The sequence below is a fragment of the Nocardia niwae NBRC 108934 = DSM 45340 genome, assembly GCF_001613465.1.
Lineage (GTDB): Bacteria > Actinomycetota > Actinomycetes > Mycobacteriales > Mycobacteriaceae > Nocardia > Nocardia niwae.
Genome location: NZ_BDCK01000024.1, coordinates 214,852 through 236,026, shown reverse-complemented (window position 1 = coordinate 236,026; position 21,175 = coordinate 214,852). Strand labels below are relative to the sequence as shown.

The 21,175-nt window shown below is 69.4% G+C and carries 23 protein-coding genes and 2 tRNA genes; 17 read left to right on the top strand and 8 right to left on the bottom strand.

The features are described from left to right. Positions 1-16 precede the first annotated feature (16 nt). A complete protein-coding gene (locus NNI01S_RS17465; RefSeq protein ID WP_063021145.1) occupies positions 17-1,129 on the top strand; it encodes an alcohol dehydrogenase catalytic domain-containing protein in 1,113 nt (370 codons plus the stop codon). Here NNI01S_RS17465 and NNI01S_RS17460 read toward each other — a convergent pair. Beyond that, positions 1,103-1,597 (bottom strand): MarR family winged helix-turn-helix transcriptional regulator, encoded by a 495-nt coding sequence (locus tag NNI01S_RS17460; protein WP_063021144.1) that lies wholly within the window; start codon positions 1,595-1,597, stop codon positions 1,103-1,105. The two genes, NNI01S_RS17465 and NNI01S_RS17460, sit on opposite strands and share 27 nt — an antisense overlap. Positions 1,598-1,674: 77 nt before the next feature. Here NNI01S_RS17460 and NNI01S_RS17455 point away from each other — a divergent pair, with 77 nt between their 5' ends. The 8 genes from NNI01S_RS17455 to NNI01S_RS17420 all read left to right on the top strand — a co-directional run bounded on the left by NNI01S_RS17455 (position 1,675) and on the right by NNI01S_RS17420 (position 8,314). Further along, complete coding sequence (locus NNI01S_RS17455; protein WP_063021143.1) at positions 1,675-2,121, top strand: winged helix DNA-binding protein; 447 nt, start codon at positions 1,675-1,677, stop codon at positions 2,119-2,121. A 97-nt stretch (positions 2,122-2,218) separates the two neighbouring features. After that, positions 2,219-2,965, top strand: coding sequence for a 4-hydroxy-tetrahydrodipicolinate reductase (gene dapB, locus NNI01S_RS17450; protein ID WP_063021142.1), 747 nt, complete (start codon positions 2,219-2,221; stop codon positions 2,963-2,965). A gap of 37 nt (positions 2,966-3,002) precedes the next feature. Then, positions 3,003-3,503 carry a hypothetical protein gene (locus NNI01S_RS17445; protein WP_063021141.1) on the top strand — a complete coding sequence of 167 codons (501 nt, stop codon included), beginning with the start codon at positions 3,003-3,005 and terminating at the stop codon, positions 3,501-3,503. A gap of 29 nt (positions 3,504-3,532) precedes the next feature. Then, on the top strand, positions 3,533-3,985 hold the full coding sequence (locus NNI01S_RS17440; RefSeq protein ID WP_174554414.1) for a flavodoxin family protein: 453 nt from the start codon (positions 3,533-3,535) through the stop codon (positions 3,983-3,985). 76 nt (positions 3,986-4,061) lie between these two features. Next, entirely contained in the window at positions 4,062-4,781 is a 720-nt protein-coding gene (locus NNI01S_RS17435; protein WP_063021140.1) for a response regulator transcription factor, read from the top strand. A 92-nt stretch (positions 4,782-4,873) separates the two neighbouring features. After that, the gene (locus NNI01S_RS17430; protein ID WP_245676241.1) at positions 4,874-6,070 is read left to right on the top strand and encodes an ATP-binding protein; all 1,197 of its coding nucleotides are present in this window, start codon (positions 4,874-4,876) and stop codon (positions 6,068-6,070) included. After that, positions 6,063-7,082, top strand: coding sequence for a DUF8320 family protein (locus NNI01S_RS17425; RefSeq protein WP_063021139.1), 1,020 nt, complete (start codon positions 6,063-6,065; stop codon positions 7,080-7,082). The genes NNI01S_RS17430 and NNI01S_RS17425 overlap by 8 nt, the downstream gene beginning before the upstream one ends. A 32-nt stretch (positions 7,083-7,114) precedes the next feature. Next, a complete protein-coding gene (locus NNI01S_RS17420; protein WP_063021138.1) occupies positions 7,115-8,314 on the top strand; it encodes a winged helix-turn-helix domain-containing protein in 1,200 nt (399 codons plus the stop codon). 10 nt (positions 8,315-8,324) lie between these two features. Here NNI01S_RS17420 and NNI01S_RS17415 read toward each other — a convergent pair whose 3' ends face one another. Next, entirely contained in the window at positions 8,325-8,768 is a 444-nt protein-coding gene (locus NNI01S_RS17415) for a hypothetical protein (RefSeq protein ID WP_063021137.1), read from the bottom strand. A 148-nt stretch (positions 8,769-8,916) separates the two neighbouring features. On the opposite strand from NNI01S_RS17415, the gene dapA reads away from it, so the two are divergent. Both dapA and NNI01S_RS17405 read left to right on the top strand, forming a co-directional pair. Next, the gene (gene dapA, locus NNI01S_RS17410) at positions 8,917-9,825 is read left to right on the top strand and encodes a 4-hydroxy-tetrahydrodipicolinate synthase (protein ID WP_063021136.1); all 909 of its coding nucleotides are present in this window, start codon (positions 8,917-8,919) and stop codon (positions 9,823-9,825) included. After that, positions 9,822-11,807: a ribonuclease J gene (locus tag NNI01S_RS17405; RefSeq protein ID WP_063021135.1), complete on the top strand. Its 1,986-nt coding sequence runs from the start codon at positions 9,822-9,824 to the stop codon at positions 11,805-11,807. Before dapA ends, NNI01S_RS17405 begins: the two co-directional genes overlap by 4 nt. 62 nt (positions 11,808-11,869) lie before the next feature. Here the strand turns inward: NNI01S_RS17405 and NNI01S_RS17400 are convergent, their stop codons facing one another. Continuing rightward, a complete protein-coding gene (locus NNI01S_RS17400; protein WP_063021134.1) occupies positions 11,870-12,427 on the bottom strand; it encodes a WKL family lipoprotein in 558 nt (185 codons plus the stop codon). Between the two features lie 29 nt (positions 12,428-12,456). Beyond that, the gene (locus tag NNI01S_RS17395; RefSeq protein WP_245676239.1) at positions 12,457-12,837 is read right to left on the bottom strand and encodes a DUF4189 domain-containing protein; all 381 of its coding nucleotides are present in this window, start codon (positions 12,835-12,837) and stop codon (positions 12,457-12,459) included. Between the two features lie 407 nt (positions 12,838-13,244). Here NNI01S_RS17395 and NNI01S_RS17390 point away from each other — a divergent pair, with 407 nt between their 5' ends. Both NNI01S_RS17390 and NNI01S_RS17385 read left to right on the top strand, forming a co-directional pair. Beyond that, positions 13,245-13,868, top strand: coding sequence for a TIGR03085 family metal-binding protein (locus tag NNI01S_RS17390; RefSeq protein WP_063021133.1), 624 nt, complete (start codon positions 13,245-13,247; stop codon positions 13,866-13,868). 116 nt (positions 13,869-13,984) lie between these two features. Then, positions 13,985-16,576, top strand: a complete 2,592-nt coding sequence (locus NNI01S_RS17385) for a DNA translocase FtsK (RefSeq protein WP_157114830.1) — start codon at positions 13,985-13,987, stop codon at positions 16,574-16,576. Positions 16,577-16,582: 6 nt separating this feature from the next. Here the strand turns inward: NNI01S_RS17385 and NNI01S_RS17380 are convergent. Together NNI01S_RS17380 and NNI01S_RS17375 are read right to left on the bottom strand one after the other, a co-directional pair. Continuing rightward, a tRNA-Leu gene (locus NNI01S_RS17380) sits at positions 16,583-16,659 on the bottom strand. A 29-nt stretch (positions 16,660-16,688) separates the two neighbouring features. Next, positions 16,689-16,761, bottom strand: a tRNA-Trp gene (locus NNI01S_RS17375). 665 nt (positions 16,762-17,426) lie between these two features. Between NNI01S_RS17375 and NNI01S_RS17370 the strand changes: the two genes are divergently transcribed. After that, positions 17,427-18,407 (top strand): TerC family protein, encoded by a 981-nt coding sequence (locus NNI01S_RS17370; protein ID WP_063021132.1) that lies wholly within the window; start codon positions 17,427-17,429, stop codon positions 18,405-18,407. 4 nt (positions 18,408-18,411) lie between these two features. On the opposite strand, the gene NNI01S_RS17365 is transcribed toward NNI01S_RS17370, so the two are convergent. Then, complete coding sequence (locus tag NNI01S_RS17365) at positions 18,412-18,696, bottom strand: YciI family protein (RefSeq protein ID WP_063021131.1); 285 nt, start codon at positions 18,694-18,696, stop codon at positions 18,412-18,414. A 24-nt stretch (positions 18,697-18,720) separates the two neighbouring features. Continuing rightward, positions 18,721-19,287, bottom strand: coding sequence for an amino-acid N-acetyltransferase (locus NNI01S_RS17360; RefSeq protein WP_084488901.1), 567 nt, complete (start codon positions 19,285-19,287; stop codon positions 18,721-18,723). Between the two features lie 142 nt (positions 19,288-19,429). Between NNI01S_RS17360 and pgsA the strand changes: the two genes are divergently transcribed. The 3 genes from pgsA (at position 19,430) to NNI01S_RS17345 (ending at position 21,172) form a co-directional block, all read left to right on the top strand. Then, entirely contained in the window at positions 19,430-20,089 is a 660-nt protein-coding gene (gene pgsA / locus NNI01S_RS17355; protein ID WP_063021129.1) for a CDP-diacylglycerol--glycerol-3-phosphate 3-phosphatidyltransferase, read from the top strand. Further along, a complete protein-coding gene (locus NNI01S_RS17350; protein ID WP_063021228.1) occupies positions 20,086-20,613 on the top strand; it encodes a CinA family protein in 528 nt (175 codons plus the stop codon). Before pgsA ends, NNI01S_RS17350 begins: the two co-directional genes overlap by 4 nt. 112 nt (positions 20,614-20,725) lie before the next feature. Further along, on the top strand, positions 20,726-21,172 hold the full coding sequence (locus tag NNI01S_RS17345) for a helix-turn-helix domain-containing protein (protein WP_063021128.1): 447 nt from the start codon (positions 20,726-20,728) through the stop codon (positions 21,170-21,172). The last annotated feature ends 3 nt before the right edge of the window (positions 21,173-21,175 follow it).

Below are 21,175 nucleotides of genomic sequence, written 5' to 3'. Positions count from 1 at the left end.
CGGTACCGTCGGCGGAATGAAGATTCGTGGAGCGGTCCTGGAGCGGATCGCGGCGCCGGCGCCGTTCGCCGAGTCGGCGCCGATCACCGTGTGCGACCTCGAGCTGCGCGAGCCGGGGCCCGGTGAACTGCTGGTCCGGATCGAGGCGGCGGGGCTCTGCCACTCGGACCTGTCGGTGGTGGACGGCAACCGGGTCCGTCCCGTGCCCATGCTGCTGGGCCACGAGGCTGCGGGGAAGGTGGAAGCGGTCGGTCCCGGCGACAGCGATATCGGGATCGGGCAGCGCGTGGTCATGACCTTCCTGCCGCGGTGCGGCGAGTGCGCGGGGTGCGCGACCGAGGGGCGCACACCGTGCGTGCCGGGCAGCGTCGCCAACAACGCGGGTGAATTGCTCAACGGTGGGCGGCGGTTGCTCCGCGACGGCGCCGAGGTGCACCACCACCTGGGTGTGTCGGCTTTCGCCACGCATGCGGTGGTGGATCGCAGGTCGGTGGTGCCGGTCGACGACGATGTGCCGCCCGAGGTGGCCGCTGTTCTCGGCTGCGCGGTGCTGACCGGCGGTGGCGCTTTGCTGAATTCGGCGCGGCCGGGCACCGGGGACCGGATCATGGTCGTCGGCCTGGGCGGTGTCGGTATGGCGGCGGTGCTGGTGGCGGTGTCGCTCGCCGCGGAGGGGCACGAGGTGATCGCGGTCGACACCGTGCCGGACAAGCTCGCTCTCGCCAGGGAGTTCGGCGCGCACGCCGCCTACACCCCGGCGGAAGTCGTCGAACTCGGGGTGCAGGCGGAGGTGGTGGTCGAAGCCGCGGGCAACGTTCGCGCCTTCGAGACCGCCGTCGCCGCGACCGCTCCCGGGGGCACCACCGTCACCGTCGGATTGCCCGCTCCCGACGCCAGGGCCGGTATCTCGCCGCTGGCCTTGGTCGCGCAGGGGCGTTCCATCGTCGGCAGCTATCTCGGCTCCGCGGTACCGTCCCGGGACATTCCCGAATACGTTCGCATGTGGCGGTCGGGACGGCTGCCGGTGGAGCGGCTCATCTCGGCGCACGTGGGGCTCGACGAGATCAACCGCGCCATGGACGAACTCGCCGCGGGCCACGCATTACGCCAGGTCATCGTCTTCGGCTGATCCCGCCTCACTGCGGCCGATGCGCGATGTCGCTCCGTCGGCGGGACGGTCCAGTCCGTCGACGAATCGAGCCAGCAGACGGGCGAACTCGGCGCGCTCGGCAGGAGTCCAGTCCGCCATGGCGGCGGCCATGGCGGCGCGCCTGCCCGCTCTGGCGCCGGCCACGGCCCGGTGCCCCGCGGCGGTCAGCCGGAGGACCGAACGACGTCCGTCGCGCTGATCGGCGACCCGTTCCAGCAGGCCCGAGGACACCGCGTGGGCCACCAGTCGGCTGGCCCTCGGCTGATCGACGCCGAGAGCGGGAGCCAGCGCGCCGACCGTGTCCGCCGCGCCGTCGGCCACGGCGTCGAGCGCCCGGAACACGGCGACCGGAATCGTGCCGTCGCTCAGTGCACCGCGCGTCTGCCTGCGCCGGATCCGGACCATCGCCGCTTCCACGGCGACGGTGATCGCGTCGTGCTCGTCCATTCGTTCACTCTGTCATGCCCGAAATTTATATGTAAGAATACATGTAATTGTTCATTGACATGTGTAGGAGAGAGATCATGGCCATCCGTCGTGGCATCGGGTATTGGCTGGTAGAACTCGATCGAGTGATCAACGAGCGCTTCGACGAGGACCTCGCCTCAGGCGGGTTCGATCGCAGACGCTGGCAGGTGACGCACTCGCTGGCCGATGGACCACAGCGTGCCGACGACATCCGTGACGCGCTCGACAGCTTCTGGACCGACGACTCCGAATGGCCCACTCAACTGGCCGGACTCCTCGCCGACGGGCTGGTCGCCGACGACGCGGGCATGCTGTCGCTGACCGACAAGGGCCGAGTCGCCCACGACGAGGCCTTCGTCCGGATCGGCGAACGCAGAAAGCAATTGGCGGAGGGCATCACCGACGAGCAATTCGCCGAGACCGTGCGGATCCTGCGGCGAATGGTCGCGAACCTCGGCGGCGCTACGACTCCGGAGGTCGGCGACCCGCAGCCGGCGCGATAGGCGCTCTGCGCTCATTGTCGTGCCGCCTCGGCCTGCGGTCGTGCCGTGCGCGCTGCCCGTTAGGCTGATCCCGACCGAAGCGGAACGAGGAGGTGCGGTGACCATTCGGGTCGGAGTGCTGGGAGCGCGTGGCAAAGTCGGACAGGCGATCTGCGCGGCGGTGACCGCGGCGGACGATCTGGAACTGGCCGCCGCCGTCGACAAGGATGATTCGCTCGACCGGTTCACCGCGGCGAACACGCAAGTGGTCGTCGATTTCACCCACCCGGACGTGGTGATGGGAAATCTCCGGTTCCTGGTGGAGCACGGCATTCACGCGGTGGTGGGCACCACCGGATTCGACGAGACCCGGCTGGCGGAAGTGCGCGGCTGGTTGGCCGAGCGTCCCGACGTCGGCGTGCTGATCGCGCCGAACTTCGCCATCGGCGCGGTGCTGTCCATGCGATTCGCCGAGCAGGCGGCCCGATTCTTCGAATCGGTGGAGGTCATCGAGTTGCACCACCCGAACAAGGCCGACGCGCCGTCCGGCACCGCCTACCGCACCGCCGGACTGATTGCCGCCGCCCGGGACAAAGCGGGCCTGAACCGCAGTCCTGACGCGACGACGACCGAGCTGGAGGGCGCGCGCGGGGCCGACGTGGACGGGGTCCGGGTGCACTCGGTGCGCTTGGCCGGCCTGGTCGCCCACCAAGAGGTGCTGTTCGGCACCCAGGGCGAGACGCTCACCATCCGGCACGACTCGATCGACCGCTCCTCCTTCGCCCCGGGCGTGCTGCTCGGCGTGCGGGAAATCGCGAACCGCCCCGGTCTCACCGTCGGGCTCGACCCGTTCCTGGACCTGTGATCGAGCCCGGGCGGCCGCACCGTGCCGGAGCGCGCCCATGAGCGGCGCGGAGCCGGCCGATCGCGAAAGCCGCGCAGGAGTCGTCAAGGTGGTCGCGTTCATCGCGGCGCTCATCCTGGTGCTCGGCTTCTATTTCCTGTTGCTCGGCCGGATCGCGATCGGCCTGATCGTTTCCGGCGAGGTGGCGGCGATCGTGATCGGCGTCGGCGTGCTGATCCTGCCGCTGCTGGGCGTCTGGATCGTCGCGGCCACCGTGCGCGCGGCCCTGGCGCACCAGCACCTCGCGCGGCGCATCCACGACGAGGGCCTCGAGCTCGACACCTCCGCACTGCCGCGGCTACCATCCGGCCGCATCCAACGCGCCGCGGCCGACGAGTTGTTCGCGACGGTCAAGGCGGAATGGGAGGCCGATCCGGACAACTGGCGTGTCTCCTACCGCCTCGCACGCGCTTACGACTACGCCGGTGACCGCACCCGGGCCCGCGAGACCATGCGCCGCGCCGTCGCCCTGGAACGGCACGAGCGCGACACCGCCTGACGGCCGGACGGGGCCGATACCATCGCAGGGTGGCCCGGTTGCTGATCATCCATCACACGCCGTCCCCGCACATGCAGGCGATGTTCGAGGCGGTCGTCTCCGGGGCCACCGACCCCGAGATCCAAGGCGTGGAAGTCGTGCGCCGTGCCGCACTGGCCGTCACCGCTCCCGACGTCCTGGCCGCCGACGGATACCTGCTGGGCAGCCCGGCGAACCTGGGATACATGAGCGGTGCGCTCAAGCACGCGTTCGACACGATCTACTACCCGTGTCTGGACTCCACCCGCGGTCGCCCGTACGGCTTGTACCTGCACGGCAACGAAGGCACCGAGGGCGCCGAGCGCGGGGTGGTGGGCATCACCACCGGGCTCGGCTGGGAGCAGGCCGCCGCCGCGGTCGTGCTCTCCGGTCCGCCCGCGAAGGACGACCTGCAGCGATGCTGGGAACTCGGAGCCACGCTGGCGGCCGGGCTCATGGCCTGAAGCCCCCCGAATTCTGGTGTCTGACCCTCCGGCACCATTGCCCGGCATACTGTCTGCGGTTGTTGTCGCGGTGGGGATGTGGACGAGTAGCTCGGGATGGGAGAGCCAGGTGACCTGGGCCGAAGGGAACGAGAACGCGCCGCGCCGAATCGGATTGGTCGAGGACCACGAATCGGTCGCGATCGGTCTCGCCGCGATGCTGGCGCCGCAAACGGATCTCGATCTGGTGCTGACCGCGGGGACCGTGCCGGAACTGCTGGCCGCTGCCGACGGCGCGCCGCCGCTGGATCTGGTGGTGCTGGATCTGCGGCTGGCCGACGGGTCCTCACCCGAGGACAACGTACGCGCCCTGCGTGGCCGCGGCATCGAAGTACTGGTCTTCACGGGCGCCGACAACGCCTTCCTGGTGCGCGCCGCCGCGCGTGCGGGCGTCTTGGGTGTGGTGCGCAAATCCGAGGACGTGCCGACCGTCGTCGCCGCCGTGCGTCGTGCGGCCAGTGGTGAACAGGTGGTCACCACCGACTGGGCGGCCGCCATCGACGGCGATCCGCAACTGTCCGACGTGGGCCTGAGCCCGCGTCAGGAGGAAGTGCTCACGCTCTACGCGTCCGGGGAGAAAGCCTCCCGGGTCGCGCGGTTGACCGGTCTGTCCGAGCAGACGGTCAACGACTATCTCGGCCGGATCCGCCAGAAGTACGCCGACGCCGGCCGTCCGGCGCCGACCAAGACCGACCTGTACAAGCGGGCGATCGAGGACGGGTGGCTGCCGGTCCCCGAGCGGCAGCCGCGCGGATGATCGCGTCCAGCATGCTGGACACCCCGTCGCACTCGTCCTCTCTCCCGCTCGACCGGCCGCGTGCGAGCCGTTGGCGCCGCGGAGTCGCCGCGTTGTCCAGGGAGAAAGCGTCCGAAGGAGCCGCCGATCGCATCCTGCGGCGATTCGGGTTCGCCATCGGCATCGCGGGCGTGATCGCCGCGATCGTCGAATTGCCCGAGATCGCCGATCAGAGTCGCTTCGTGCCCGTCCGGTGGACAGTGGTGGAGGTGGTGCTCGCGTTCGGACTGTCCCCGGTGCTCGCGGTGGTCTCGATCGGCATGAGCCGGCGCGTGATCCAACGGGTCGCCGGTGCGGCGGCGGTGAGTTTCCTCGGCGCGATGGCGGTGGTTCCCGTGGCATATGCCGTGCCGGACGCCGAAGGCGCGGCTTCGGTGTGGCTGTACCGGGTACTGGCACTGGGCGTTCTCGCCGCTGTGCTCGCTTGGCGTCCGCCGCTCGCCGTGACCTACCTGGTGGTGAGCGCGGCGTTCAGCGCCCTGGCGAATCTGGTCGTGCTGCGGGAGACCACCGCCCTCGCTCTGCTCGGCGATTTCGCCAGGGCGGCCGGGCTGAGCGCGCTGTTCCTGTGGTGTGTGGTCTATGCCAGGGCGGCGGCCGCGCGAGTGGACCGCGAGTCGGCGATCGAGAGCAGCCGTGCGGCGGCGGTCGCGGGCGCGGCGGCCCGGGAGCGGGAACGCGCGCGGTTCGCCGCGCTGATCCACGACGCGGTGTTGTCCACCCTGCTCGACGCCTCGCGAGCCGGGACCGAATCGCCGGTGCTGCGCCGCCAGGCCGAACGAACACTCGAACAACTCGATGAGTGCCGGGTGGCCGAAACCGAACCCGATCGTCTGGACGCGCAATCCGCGATCGGGTTCCTCCGCTCGGCCGTGCACGAGGTGAACCCCGGCATCCGGTTCACCACGCGGCGCTGGGCCGGATTCGACGATCTGCACCTGCCGGTAGACGCCGCAGGCACGATCGCGGCCGCGCTGGCCGAGGCCGTGCGCAACAGTCTGCGGCACGCCACCGTCGCCGGGCGGGAGGTGCGCCGCACCGTCACAGTGACGATCAGCGCCGGGGGAATCCGTGTGGTATTCCGCGACGACGGCGCGGGTTTCGACCTGAGCGAAGTGCCCGTCGATCGGCTCGGCATCTCGGTGAGCATCCTGGGCCGCATGCGTCAACTCGCCGGTGGCGCGGGCTTCGTGGAGTCCGAACCGGGGGAGGGAACGACCGTGACGCTGGTATGGGGCGGAAATGGCTGAGCCGGAGACCGAATTCGGGCTGCGCGATCTGCTCGGGCTGCGCGACCGCGCGGCTTGGCTGTTCCTGGTCGTGCTCGAAGCCACCATCGTGCTGTACATGATCCGGAACTTCTCGGAATCGCCGGTGGCCGCCGCGGTCGCGGCGCTGGTCGTGCTGGCGGCGGCCGGTGTCGTCGTGCTGGTGGTTCCGACCGATCCACTGCCCTGGGCCGCGACCGTGTTCGTCGCCGCCTCCGGTCCGCTGGCCACGACCTTGACCTCGTTCGATGTCGAACACGGTTGGTCGAAGCAGGTGTGGACGGCGTTCGCCGCGTCGTACGTACTCGCCGTGCTCGTGTTGCGCGGACGGTTGGCGGCCGCCTGGCTCGGCGTCGCAGGCATCGGCGTGGTGATCGCCGTCGTCGGTGTGGTGGCCGGGCTACGGATCGGAGTCGTCGTCGGTTCGATCGTGCCGGTCGCCACGGTGGCGGGGGTCTCCCTGTTCGCGGCGATCATGCGGCCCACTCAGCGCTCGCTGCGGCTGCTGCGCGAGGAAGCGGCCATGCGCGCTGCCGCCGAAGCCGCGATGGCGGCAGAGAACTCCGAGCGCACCCGTCAGCTGGCCCGCCTGGACGCGGTGGCGCGCCCGATCCTGGAACGCATCGCCGACGGGGTGGAACTCACCGCCGTGGAGCGGGAACAGTGCAGGCTGCTGGAAGCCGAACTGCGCGACGGCCTCCGCGCTCCGCAACTGGCCACCGATCAGCTCAGCAGCGCCGCTCGTGGCGCTCGTTCCCGCGGCGTCGAGGTGATTCTGCTCGACGACGGCGGTTTCGCGGGCGTGCCGCATCGGGTGCGCAGGCAAGTGATCGACGCCGCCATTCGCGAACTCGACGCCGCCAACGACGGTTCGGTCACCGTCCGCATCCTCCCCACCGGCCGTCGCATCCTGGCCACCGTCCTGGCCACCGCGTCCGACCGAGACCGCCGCACCGAGATCGATACCACCGGCGCGATCACCGTCTCGACCTGACGTGTCGGTGGGGCATGGCATCGTTGCCTCTTATGCGGAAGATGGGTGCCGCGGCGGCACGGCGAACGGCATTGGCGGCGCAGGGTTTCGGGATGCGCAGGCCTGGCCGCGCGACGCGGCGGACGGTGCTCGGGGTGCTCGACCGGACCCAGTTGCTGCAACTGGATTCGGTGTCGGCGGTGGTGCGAGCGCATTACGCGCCGGTGTTCAGCCGCATCGGGTCCTACGATCGCTCGCTGCTGGATCAGGCCGCGTGGAGCGATGGCACGCGGCGCCCGCGGGCGCTCGTCGAATACTGGGCGCACGAGGCCGCGCTCATCCCGGTGGAGGACTGGCCGCTGCTGCGCTGGCGGATGCGGCGGTACGAGCACGGGCGCTGGTCGGGCATGCGCAAGGTGGTCGAGCGCAATCCGACCCTGGGCAAGGACATCCTGGACGTGATCACCTCGGTGGGCGCGGCCACCGCCGGTGAGGTGGAGCGCCACCTGGAGCTGGACAAACCGCGGCCGAAGGGGTCCTGGTGGAACCTCAGCGATACGAAGATGATCTGCGAGCAACTCTTCGCGGCGGGTGCGCTGTCTGTGGCCACCCGCGTGGGGTTCACCAGGCATTACGACCTGACCGAGCGGGTGCTGCCCGCGGAGGTACTGTCTCGCGATGTCGCCGAACAGGACGCCGTCCGTGAGCTTGTGCTGCGTGCCGCCACCGCGCACGGCATCGGCACCGAAGCGGACCTGCGCGACTACTACCGGCTCCAGCGCGCCCAGACCGAGCCGGCCATCGCCGATCTGGTGGACGCGGGCGAGCTGATCCCGGTCGAGGTGGCGGGCTGGGGGAAACCGGCCTATCTGCGGGCGGGCGCCGCGACCCCGCGCCGCGTCGAAGGCGCCGCGCTGCTGTGCCCGTTCGACCCGCTCGTCTTCTTCCGCGCCCGCACGGAGCGCATCTTCGACTTCCACTACCGCATCGAGATCTACACACCCGAACACAAACGGGTGCACGGCTACTACGTTTTCCCGTTCCTGCTCGACGGTGAACTCGTCGGCCGCGTCGATCTGCGCGCGGAGCGCGCGAACGGCCGGTTGTCGGTTCCCGCCGCCTTCGCCGAACCCGGATACGACACGCCGGCCACCGCGCATGCCCTCGCCGGTGCGCTGCGCGAAATGGCCGATTGGCTCGAACTGGACGAGGTCGCCGTCGGCGATCGCGGGAATCTCGCCGCGTTGCTGTAGCGCGACTGGGTCAGCTGTCGCGTTTGGGCCCGTACCCGCGCATCTGGTCGCGCAAAGCGCCGTGGACGGCGCTCGACAGCCACGAGTTCAGGGACTGACCGCTCTGTGCGGCAGCCTCTTCCGCACGCGCCTTCATCTGTTCGACCAGTCGCAGCGTGACCCTGCTGATGTCGCCGGTCATCTCCTCGAAGGTCGGGGACTCGTCGCCTGCCGTGCTCTTGCGCACATCGATGGACGCGTCGGTGCCGTCCACCGACACGTGCACGGTTCGGTCGCCGAGTGTGGCGCTGACCTCGGCCGCGAGGTCCGACAGCGCGGCCAGCAGCACCAGGCGGGCGGATCCTTCCGTCGCCGCCGCCAGAGCGGCCGCCGTGGCCTGCGTCTTCTCGTCGCCGAGGGCCGCGGCGGCGATCAGGTTCTCGCGCAGCCGGCTGGTGTACTTGTTCAAATCCATGACGCCAGTGTGACGCCATGATTGACGTCGAGCAAGCAGCAAGATGGCATCATCGGATAGTCGCCGATATGGATTCGCGTCTTTGTTGCGGCCTGATCGCCGACGACGGTGTCGAGGGCGTGTCGTGGACCGGGTAGCCTTTCTGACCATGACGAACGGTGAATCGACGCCAACGGAGCTGCGTGCGTCCGGCACGGTAGGTGTCGCGATGGTGACCCCCTTCAGCGCCGACGGCAAGCTCGACGTCGATGCCGGGGTCGCGCTCGCGGCCCGCCTGGTCGACCGCGGCGTCGACCTGCTCGCGATCTCGGGTACCACCGGTGAATCGCCGACCACCACCGAGTCGGAGAAGGCCGATCTGCTGCGCGCCGTCGTCGACGCCGTGGGTGAGCGCGCGACCGTGATCGCGGGCGCGGGCACCTACGACACCGCCCATTCGATCGAACTCGCGCGCAACGCGCAGCGGGCGGGTGCACACGGTTTGCTCGTGGTGACGCCGTATTACTCCCGGCCCTCCCAGGAGGGGTTGATCGCGCATTTCACCGCCGTCGCGGACGCGACCGACCTGCCGGTCACCCTCTACGACATACCCGGGCGGTCAGTGGTGCCGATCGCCAGTGACACCATCCGCAAACTCGCCGAGCACCCGCGCATCGTCGCGGTCAAGGACGCCAAGGGTGATCTGAACATGGGCGCCGAGCTCATCGCGAGCACCGGCCTGACGTTCTATTCAGGCGACGACGCGCTCAACCTGCCCTGGCTGTCGGTCGGCGCGGCCGGATTCATCAGCGTCATCGGACATCTCGCGCCCGAACGGCTGCGTGCGCTGCTGGAGGCGTATACGGCGGGCGAGGTCGTGCGCGCCCGCCAGATCAACACCACGCTGTTGCCGCTGCACGCCGCGATGGCCCGGCTCGGCGGCGTCGCCATGAGCAAGGGCGGCCTGCGACTGCTGGGCGTGGAGGTCGGCGAGCCGCGGCTGCCCCAGTTGATGCCGAGCGGTGAGCAATTGGAAGTGCTCGCCGCGGACCTGCGAGCGGTCGGAGTCCTTTCGTGAGCGAATCCCTATCCCGGCGCCGTCGCAGTGCGTCCCGCCCCGCGGGAGCACCGGCCCCCGCCGCACCGGCGGAGCCGGTGACTCCCCCTGTGCCTGCGCAGACCGCCGCGCGCCCCGAACCGGCGCCGGGCGACACGACGGCTGAGGCCGGTCGCGTCGTCCCGGCCGCCGAGCCCGCGCCCGTGCAGGCGCGACGGGAAAGCAGGGGCCAGAACACGTCGTCCCGGCGAGCGGGCCGGGGACGCGGGCAGTCCGCCGCCCGGCGGGCCGAAGAGACTCCGGCACAGGCCGGTCCGGGCGCCACGCACGACCGGCTCGGCACCCCACCCGCCCTCCCCCCGAACGGCCTGCGGGTGTTCGCGCTCGGCGGCATCGGCGAAATCGGCCGCAACATGACCGTTTTCGAGTACGGCGGCAAACTGCTGATCGTCGACTGCGGCGTGCTGTTCCCGGAGGACCAGCAGCCCGGCGTGGACCTGATCCTGCCGGACTTCCGCCCCATCGAGGGCCGGATCGACGACGTGGTGGCCGTCGTGCTCACCCACGGCCACGAGGACCACATCGGCGCGGTGCCCTTCCTGTTGCGGCTGCGGCCCGATATCCCGGTGGTCGGCTCGAAATTCACCCTCGCGCTGGTCGCCGCGAAGTGCCGGGAACACCGGCTGCACCCGAAACTGGTCGAAGTGACCGAGGGGCAGCACACCACGCACGGCCCGTTCGGCTGCGAGTACTTCGCGGTCAACCATTCCATTCCCGACGCGCTCGCCGTCGCCATCCGCACGCCGGCCGGCGTCGTCCTGCACACCGGTGACATCAAGCTCGACCAGCTTCCGCTGGACGGGCGGCTCACCGATCTGGCCGGATTCTCCCGCCTCGGCGACGAGGGCGTGGACCTGTTCCTGGTGGACTCCACCAACGCCGAGGTCCCCGGCTTCGTCACGCCGGAACGCGAGATCGGCGGCGTGCTGGACACGGTCATCGGCAAAGCGCTCGGGCGGGTCATCGTCGCGTCTTTCGCCAGTCATGTGCACCGCATCCAGCAGGTTGTCGACGTGGCCCAGAAGTACGGGCGGCGAGTGTGTTTCGTCGGCCGCTCGATGGTCCGCAATATGCAGATCGCTCAGGACCTGGGTTATCTCACCGTGCCGGATGGCGTCGTCGTGGATCTCGACGTCGCCGCCACTCTGCCCAGCCACCGCCTGGTGCTGATCTCCACGGGTTCGCAGGGCGAGCCGCTGTCGGCGCTGTCGCGGATGGCGCGCGGTGACCACCGGCAGATCAACATCCGCCCCGACGACCTCGTGGTGCTGGCCTCCTCGCTGATCCCCGGCAACGAGAACTCGGTGTTCGCGGTGGTCAACGGCCTGGCCCGGCTCGGGGCCACGGTGATCACCCAGCAGAACGCCAAGGTGCACGTCTCCGGGCATGCCTCGGCGGGCGAACTGCTGTACCTGTACAACGCGGTGCGGCCGACCAACGCGATGCCCGTGCACGGCGAATGGCGCCATCTCCGCGCGAACGCGGCGCTGGCGGTGGCGACGGGCGTGCCGCAGGAGCGGGTGGTGCTGGCCGAGGACGGCGTGGTGGTCGACTTGGTCGACGGCATCGCCTCGATCGTCGGCCGGGTGCCCGTGGGCCACGTGTACGTCGATGGACTGTCGGTCGGCGACGTCGGGGAATCGACGCTGTCGGACCGGCTGGTGCTCGGCGAGGGCGGTTTCATCGCGATCACCGTCGCCATCGACGAGACCACCGGCAAGGCGGTGAGCACACCGGAGCTGAGCGGACGCGGTTTCTCCGACGATCCCACCGCGCTGCTCGACGCGGCGGAACTCGTGGAAGCCGAACTGTTGCGGCTGGCCGGCGAGGGCGTCACCGACACCCACCGGATCGCGCAGGGTGTGCGCCGCGTGGTGGGCCGCTGGGTGGCGGATACCTACCGGCGTCGTCCGATGATCGTGCCGACCGTCATCGGCGTCTGACCTTCCGCACAACGAAGAGCGCCGGGCAGCTCAGCTGCCCGGCGCTTTTCACGCGGTAGGGATCACTCCTGGCAGGCCGCGGACTCGATCTTCGCGCTCTTGACGATGTTGCAGGCGAAGGTGTGGTCGACCTTCCACTGGCCGCCCTCGGACACGAACTGGATGAACGCGTCGTCCACCGGCGTGCCGTCGATGGTGACCTTGGCGTCGGCCTTGAGCTTGCCGTCCTTCGGGTCGCCCACGTTGGTGACCTCGACGGTGACCTTCTGCTTCTTCGCGGCGTCGACGAGGTTGGCGACCAGGTAGGGATCCTGCTCGGCGGCCTGGATCCAGCTGATCTTCTCCGCGTTCGGCACGTTCGGATCGAACGCCTTCTGCAGCCGCTCGTTCAGCTGCTGCACGGAGGGCTTGGCCAGGGCGGGGGAGGACGGCGTGGTCGGCGCCGAGCCGGCCTCCTTGTCACCCTTGTCCGTGCCGCCCTCCAACTCACCCGCCGCGTGGCTGGGGTTGGCGCTGGTGCTCGGGGACGAGGAGTCGTCGTTGGAGGCGCAGGCGCTCAGCGAGCAGGCCAGCGCGGTGAGAACGACGGCCACGGTGGTCCGGAAAGTGCGGTGCTTCACGTTGTTTCCTTCGACTCGAAGTCCGGGCATCAGCCGTGGTTGGACGTGCAGTTCCAGTGCACGATGTAGGCGTCGGAATCGTTGTGCGCCAGAGCTTGGCCCTGCGCGCTGCGCCGGGACGAGGCATACCCCCAGCTCCATGTGCCGGTGCCGCTGGAGTACGCCACGGCGCCACAGCCGTTGCGGAACCAGACCACCGACTGGCAGTCGCCCGCGCCGCAGGAGCTCACGGCGCGCTGCTGTGCGGCAGCCGAGTTCGGGTAGTCGTAGGAATACCCGATCAAACCGGTGGAGGTGGACAGCGCGATCGCGCCGTAGTTGTTGGTGTAGGCGTTCGCGGCGGGCGCGCTGACAGCCAGCGAGGCACCTACCGCCGCGAGCGCGGCCACACCGGTAGCAAACTTCTTCACGAGGATTTGCCCCTTCTTGTCATAAGGTCCACGACCCGATGGACCGAGTGACAAGGTACAGAGCCGACTCCCATTGCGCTAGCCGGAGATTTCCCGGCAGGGGGAGCCGCGAACACCGTGATAGGGACGCGCGTTGAGGCGTAGAGCCCAGTGTGGCCCACGGTCGCGCCTCCCGCAACCGGTGCACAAGGGTTACCGCCGCGTGATTTTCGCGGTGAATCCACCTGAAGCGCAACATCATTGCGCCGCGGCTCGGCGTGGAGCAGAGCGGGCGCGTCCTCGGATCGCGCGGCCGGTCTCGCGTGGCCCGAGAGGTGCTGGTCCGGGCCGGGTGGCGCCACGGTTGCGGGTGACCGCGGACGTCGTGCCGCACGGCGTCGAGGCCTGACGGTCGGTATGTTCGGGGTGTGACTATGGCACAGCGGGAACGCCGGGGAATCGTCGAAACGATGCAGGCGGCGGGTCCGGACGCGCGCACGCTCTGTGGTGCGTGGACGGTGCGGGATCTGGCCGCGCACTTGGTGGTTCGCGAACGTCGGCCCGACGCCGCGCCGGGCATCCTGCTGAAGCCGTTCACGGGGTATCTCGAGCGCGTGCAGGCGAAGGCCGCGCGCAGGCCGTTTCCCGAACTGCTGGAACAGGTGCGCACCGGTCCGCCGTGGTGGTCGCCGCTGCGGCCGGTCGACGCGGTGGTCAACCTGTCGGAGATGTTCGTCCATCACGAGGACGTGCGCCGTGCCGAGCCGGGGTGGCAGCCACGCGAACTCACCGCCGCCGACGAGGACCAGCTGTGGTCGGTGCTGCGCAAGATGGCCAAGATGGCCTATCGCAAGGCGCCGGTCACGGTCGAGCTCGCGACGCCGGACGGCAGGCGCACGGTGGTGTCGTCGGGGTCGGCGGAGGTCGTCACGCTGACCGGCAAGCCTTCGGAGCTGGTGTTGCATGCCTTCGGCCGGGAGGAAGTCCGGCTGGAGACCACCGGATCCCCAGCGGCTGTCCAGGCAGTGCTCGAAGCAGACCGATCGGTCTGAAAAATGTCCGTCGCCCCCGGTCGAAGGGCCGGACGAGCGACGAAAAGCCGGTAGCGGCACAACGGTGCCAGTGTTGCGGATGGTCCGGATGGGGCGATTGCGGCTAGCCTGGGGCCATGGCAGGTAAGTCCCGCAGCACCACGACGACTCGGGCGCGGGCGGGATCGGCGCGGGGGAGGACCACTACGGCGCGGTCTCGCGCGGCCACCCCCCGCGCGACGGCGCCACGAGCGGCCGCCACGCCCCGCAGGCGTGGCGCCGCGGCTCGGCGTCCGGCCCGCCGCCCGTCGAACACGGCTCCGCTCGCGGTCATCACACGCGGTATCGGCAGCGGCTGGACCGTGCTGGCGCGCGGACTCGGCGCGACCACCCGGACGTTGAGCCGCGCGGGCGAGATCGAGCACGGGCATCGGCGTGACGGCATCGCGCTGGCGTTGATCGCCCTGAGCGCCGTGATCGCGGCGGCGGTCTGGTTGTCGGCGGGCGGGCCGGTCGGCCATTGGGTCGAGGACGTGATCCGCGCGATCTCCGGCTCGGCGTCCGCGGCGCTGCCTTTCGTCGCCTCCGGGGTCGCCGTCGTCTTGATGCGCACCGAACCGCGTCCCGAGATCCGGCCGCGGCTGGTGCTCGGCGGCCTGCTGATCGGCTTGCCGATCCTCGGACTGTGGCACATCGCGGCGGGCGCACCCACCGACGCGCACGGACGTTCCCGCGCGGCCGGTTTCGTCGGCTTCGTGACCGGCGGGCCGCTGACCAACGGTCTCACCGCCTGGCTCTCGGTCCCGATCCTCCTGCTGGCCATCGTCTTCGGCGCGCTGCTTGTGACCGGGACGACGGTGCGCGAGGTGCCGGACAAGCTGCGGCGCTACCTCGGCGCCGAGACCGGTGGCGACGACTACGGCGAATTCGACGGCGAGTATCGGGACTACGATCCGGCCGACTACGACGCCGACGGCTTCCCGGTGCACCGCGCCACCGCCAAACGGCGCGGTCGCACGCCTGCGGAGAACTACCCGCCCGACGAGTTCGGCGACCCCGACGCGGTCACCGAGGCGCTCGGCGAACCGCCGCTGCGCGACGCCAAGCCGATCGCGGTCGAGGAACCCACGCCGAAACCCAAGCCGAAGAAGCAGCGTCCCGCCGCGGTGGTCGAGGATCAGACGCCACCGCCGCCGCAGCAGCTGGAGTTCGTGACCGATCGCGAGGTCGAAGGCGACTACACCCTGCCGCCGCTGTCCTTGCTGACCGACGGGGACCCGCCCAAGAAACGCAGCGCCGCCAACGAATCGATGATCGAGGCGATCACCGAGGTGCTGGTGCAGTTCAAGATCGACGCCGCGGTGACCGGCTTCGTGCGCGGCCCGACGGTCACGCGCTACGAGGTCGAACTCGGGCCGGGCGTGAAGGTCGAGAAGATCACCGCGCTGGCGCGCAACATCGCCTACGCCGTCGCGACGGAGAACGTCCGGCTGCTGGCGCCGATCCCCGGCAAGTCCGCCGTCGGCATCGAGGTGCCCAACGCCGACCGCGAGCTGGTCCGGCTGGCCGACGTGCTCAAGGCGCCCAGTACTCGCACCGACCACCATCCGCTGGTGATCGGCCTGGGCAAGAACATCGAGGGCGAGTTCGTCTCGGCGAACCTGGCCAAGATGCCGCATCTGCTGGTCGCGGGCTCCACCGGTTCGGGTAAGTCGAGCTTCGTGAACTCGATGCTGGTGTCCCTGCTGCAGCGGGCGACGCCCGACGAGGTCAGGATGATCCTGATCGACCCGAAGATGGTGGAACTCACCCCGTACGAGGGAATTCCGCACCTGATCACGCCCATCATCACCCAGCCGAAGAAGGCGGCGGCCGCGCTGGCCTGGCTGGTCGAGGAGATGGAGCAGCGCTATCAGGACATGCAGGCCAACAAGGTGCGTCACATCGACGACTTCAACAAGAAGGTGAAGTCGGGCGCGATCACCGCGCCGCTGGGCAGCGAACGGGTGTACCGGCCCTACCCGTACATCCTGGCCATCGTCGACGAGCTGGCCGATCTGATGATGACCGCTCCGCGCGACGTGGAAGACGCCATCGTCCGCATCACCCAGAAGGCCCGAGCGGCCGGCATCCATCTCGTGCTGGCCACGCAGCGGCCCTCGGTGGACGTGGTGACCGGTCTGATCAAGACCAACGTGCCCTCCCGGCTGGCCTTCGCCACCTCGTCACTGACCGACTCGCGCGTCATCCTCGATCAGCCCGGCGCGGAGAAGCTGATCGGCATGGGTGATGGCTTGTTCCTGCCGATGGGGGCGGGCAAACCGACCCGGTTGCAGGGCGCGTTCATCAGCGACGAGGAGATCCACGCCGTCGTCGACTTCACCAAGAACCAGGCCGAGCCGGACTATCAAGAGGGCGTGACCGCGGCCAAGCCGGGGGAGAAGAAGGACGTCGACCCCGACATCGGCGACGATCTCGACGTCTTCTTGCAGGCGGTGGAACTCGTGGTCACCTCGCAGTTCGGCTCCACCTCCATGCTGCAGCGCAAGCTGCGCGTCGGGTTCGCCAAGGCGGGGCGGCTGATGGACCTCATGGAGACCCGCGGTGTGGTCGGCCCGAGCGAGGGCTCCAAGGCGCGCGACGTACTCGTGAAACCCGATGAGCTGGAAGGACTCCTGTGGTCGATCCGCGGCGGCGGTGAGGGCGGCGGCTCGGAGCCGCCGGAGTGATCCGGCTGGTTCCCTCGGCGAGATTCGAACTCGCATCTCCCGGAATCTAGGTCCGGCGCCTCTACCGATTGGGCTACGAGGGATCGGTCGGGGTTCGACCGGAAAGGTTCGGCACGGACGGAGGGATTCCAACCCACGACCGACGGTTTTGGAGACCGCTGCTCTACCGGCTGAGCTACGTCCGTTCGCACGAAAAAGGGGCCACTCTCGGGCGGTTCGCCGCGGAGTGACCCCTTCGGTACGGGTCTGTGCAAGACACGTTCAGGGGCGGCTCCGCGCTGCTCGCCAGGTGACGAATGAGATCGATAGCACGGCGTGGGCGCGCGAGACACCGTCGGGCAACACCTGTCGCCTCGTTGTCCCGGTCATCGTCTCGCCTTCCTGTGATCCGATCTTCGCAGGCTCAGAAAGTAGCATCGGACGCCGGTGTTGGGAACCGTTTTTCCTTCGCCGCCGAAACTACCCGGTTCAGTTCTTCCGCGCCTGAAGGGTATAACTCAGCGGCAGCCGCTCCGGATGCCGAGTCAGCCGCCATTCAGCGTCCCGTCCCGCTGTCACCAGGCCGGGCAACGCGTTCGACGCAACAGTGCGGTGCTCGACCGGTCCGGTCAGCGTAAGGCCCGCGGCCGGCAGCGCGCTCACCACCTCGCCTGGACCGTGGCTCCATTCGTGTGTTGTGGTCTGGCCGAACGGGACGTTAGGTGGTGCCGTCCCGCGAACGTCGACTGTGACACGAACGGGTGGGTGAACGCATGTGGAATTATGGTCGGCAATCACCCCGCTATCAAAGAACAGCAGACAAATCGGGCATTATGGACATCATGACCTTCGCTTTCGATCGGCACGCCGCATGCATGTAACCGCACTCGAATGGGTGATCACCATCGTGGTGATCCTCGGACTGTTCGTCTTCGACTTCTTCGCCCATGTCCGCACTCCGCACGAACCGACGTTCCGGGAATCCGGGTTCTGGTCCGCGGTGTACATCGGGCTGGCGCTGCTGTTCGGCGGTGTGGTCGCCTGGCAGTGGGGTTCCACCTACGCCGGGGAGTACTACGCGGGCTTCGTCACCGAGAAGGCGCTCTCGGTGGACAACCTGTTCGTCTTCCTGATCATCATGTCCACCTTCGCGGTGCCGCGGATCTACCAGCAGAAGGTGCTGCTGATCGGCATCGTGCTCGCACTGGTCATGCGCGGTGCGTTCATCGCCGTCGGCGCGGCCGCGATCAGCGCGTTCAGCTGGGTGTTCTACCTGTTCGGTCTCTTTCTCGTCTACACCGCGGTGAAGCTGCTGCGGGACAGCGGCCACGAGGTCGAGGTCGAGGAGAAACGCGACAGCCGGATCGTGGCACTGGCCAAGCGCGTGCTGCCGACCACCGACGTCTACGACGGCGACAAGCTGGTGACCAGGATCGACGGACGCCGGGCGGTCACGCCGCTGTTGCTGGCGTTGCTGGCCATCGGATTCGCCGATCTGCTGTTCGCGCTGGACTCCATCCCGGCGATCTACGGCCTGACCGAGCAGCCATACCTCGTCTTCACCGCGAACGCGTTCGCGCTCATGGGCCTGCGACAGCTGTACTTCCTGATCGGCGGGCTGCTCGACCGGCTGGTCTACCTGTCCTACGGGCTGGCCGCGATCCTCGCGTTCATCGGCGTGAAGCTGGTGCTGCACGCCCTGCACGAGAACACGCTGCCGTTCGTCAACGGCGGCGAGCCCGTCTCGGTCCCGGAGATCTCCACGCCCGTCTCGCTGGGCGTGATCCTGGGCATCCTGGTGGTTGCGACGGTCGCCAGCCTGGCCCGGACGCGCGTGCGAGCGGAGCGTTAGCCGGTCAGGACGCGAAGGCGCCGAAGACCGGGGCCCACTCCACGGCGCGCACGTCCTCGATCAGGTTCTCCCGGGCGAACGGATCCTGGGCGAGCAGGTCCTTCAACTGTCCGGCGTCCTCCGAGCGGAAGATCAGCAGCGCTCCGGACCCGTCCGGGTACGGACCGCTGCTGAGCAGGGCGCCGGACTCCAGCAGGCCGGCCAGCCAGGCGCGGTGCTCGGGACGGTGGACGTCCCGGTCCGCGGCGGTGGCCTGGGAGTAGACGTAATGGACGGCGAAGATCGGCACGGGTATCGCTTCCTGTGGGTGGTCTCAGAGCGTCAGCAGCATCCGAGTATTGCCGAGGGTGTTGGGCTTCACATAGCTCAGATCGAGGAACTCGGCCACACCGGTGTCGTAGGAGCGGCACATCTCGGCATACACCTCGGCGGTGACCGGCGTGCCGTCGATCTCGACGAAGCCGTGCCTGCCGAAGAACTCCACTTCGAATGTCAGTACGAACACCCGCTCCAGTTCGAGTTCGCGGGCTACCGCGATCAACCGCTGCACGATGAGCTTGCCCACACCGCTGCCCTTGACATCGGGGTGCACCGCGACCGTGCGCACCTCCCCGAGGTCGGCCCACAGCACGTGCAGCGCGCCGCAGCCGACGACCCGGCCGTCCAGTTCGGCGACCCAGAATTCCTGCACCGCCTCGTAGAGGGTGACCAGGTTCTTCTCCAGCAGGATCCGGCCGGCGTATTCATCGACGAGGCGTTTGATCTCGGGCACATCGGAGGTTCGCGCGCGTCGGACGACCGGGAGGGAACTCCGCGCGGCCGAAGCCGCGCCCGGATACGCGTCGCTGGTCGAACCACCTAGTGGTCCCCGAGAGGTCATGGGGTGCACAGTAGTCGGCCCGGCTACCGATAGTCTGAACGTGTGCCGCAGATCCACCCGTTCAGCTCACCGCTTCGCGCCGTGCCGCGCGACGCGGTGACGAGGCGGCCGTGACCGAGCCGATCGCCGGTGAGGCGAAGGCATGAGCGTACAACCCGACGAGACGGACCGCCCCTGGGTCGCGCCCGCCCCGACCCGGCCCGGCTTCGCGCCCGCTCAGGCCGAGACCGGGCCGCCGCTGCTGAACATCGCGAATGTGCTCACCATGCTGCGCATCGCGATCGTGCCGCTGTTCGTCGTGGCGCTGTTCGTCGGGGGTGGGCACGAGACCGGCTGGCGGATCGCCGCCGCGGCGCTGTTCGGCCTCGCCGCGATCACCGACCGGTTCGATGGGCAACTGGCTCGCAAATACGGCCTGGTGACCGATTTCGGGAAGCTCGCCGATCCGATCGCGGACAAGGCGCTGATCGGGTCCGCGGTGATCGGGCTGTCTGTGCTCGGCGATCTGGCCTGGTGGATCACCCTGGTGATCTGCGGACGCGAGATCGGCGTCACATTGCTGCGCCTGGTCGTCGTGCGTCGCGGCGTGATTCCCGCCGGGCGCGGCGGCAAGCTGAAAACGCTGGTCCAGTCGCTGGCCATAGCCATGCTGCTGTTGCCGCTGTCGGGCTGGGTGGCCGCGAGCGGCATGCTGCTGATGTACGTGGCGGTCGCGCTGACCGTGGCCACAGGGCTCGACTACGTCGGTCAGGCGGCTCGGGTGTGGTTCGCGGGCGGGCCGGGGCGGACGCGCGGCGTATGAGCGATCCGCTCGTGGAAGGCGTGCCCGCGATCGATCTGGTGCGTGCGCTGGTAACTGTGCGGCAAACCGTGGCAACGGCCGAATCCCTGACCGCGGGCCTGCTCGCCGCGACCATCGCCGGGGTGCCCGGCGCCAGCGCCGTGCTGCGCGGCGGCCTGGTGGTGTACGCCACCGATCTCAAGCACAGCCTCGCGGGCGTGGACGCCGAAGTGCTCGCGGCCGAAGGCCCGGTGGCGGCGAGCACCGCCGAACAGCTGGCCGTCGGCGCGCGCACCCGATGCGGCGCGGACTGGGGCGTCGGCCTGACCGGTGTTGCGGGGCCCGATTCGCAGGACGGGCACCCGGTCGGCACTGTCTTCCTCGGACTGGCCGGTCCCGGGCACACCGAAGTGATGCGGTTGAAACTCCCGGGCGACCGGTGGACGATCAGAATCGGTGCGACGCGCGCGGCGGTGTCGGAATTGCTGCGGTGTGTGCGGGAGGCGGGCACGGGTCCGGCCGACCGCGTCGGGTGGAGCGGCTGAGATGCCCCGGGCGGGAACCAACCGCCCCGGCCCGGACGTTGTGCCAGAAAGAACGGCATGCGTGGGGTCGAGAATCGCCTCGGCCCGGCGACCGGGAGCGAAGGAGAACGAGATGACGCTGCTGCGAGAGGCGATCGGGGACAGTCTGCGGCGTGCGCGTCTCGCCCAGAACCGGACGTTGCGCGAGGTGTCGACCTCCGCGCGGGTGAGCCTGGGCTATCTCTCCGAAGTCGAGCGCGGTCGTAAGGAGGCTTCCAGTGAATTGCTGGCCGCCATCTGCGAAGCGCTGGACGTGCCGCTGTCCCGGGTGCTGTGGGATGTGAGCACGATCATGGCGGGCGCCGACGGACCGACCGCCGAGGCGACCGCGAACGACGCGGCGGCCGCGGCCGCGGAGTCGGAGCAGGTGGCCGCCGAGCCCGCGGCGCAGGACGAACCCGCGGCGGCGTCCATGTCGGCGGCCGATCCCGCGGCGCGCCCGCTGCCGCTGGCGCAGGACACCCGGATCGTCATCCCCGCTCCGCGATCGGACATGTTGGTCCTGGTGAAGGGCGTGTGAGGC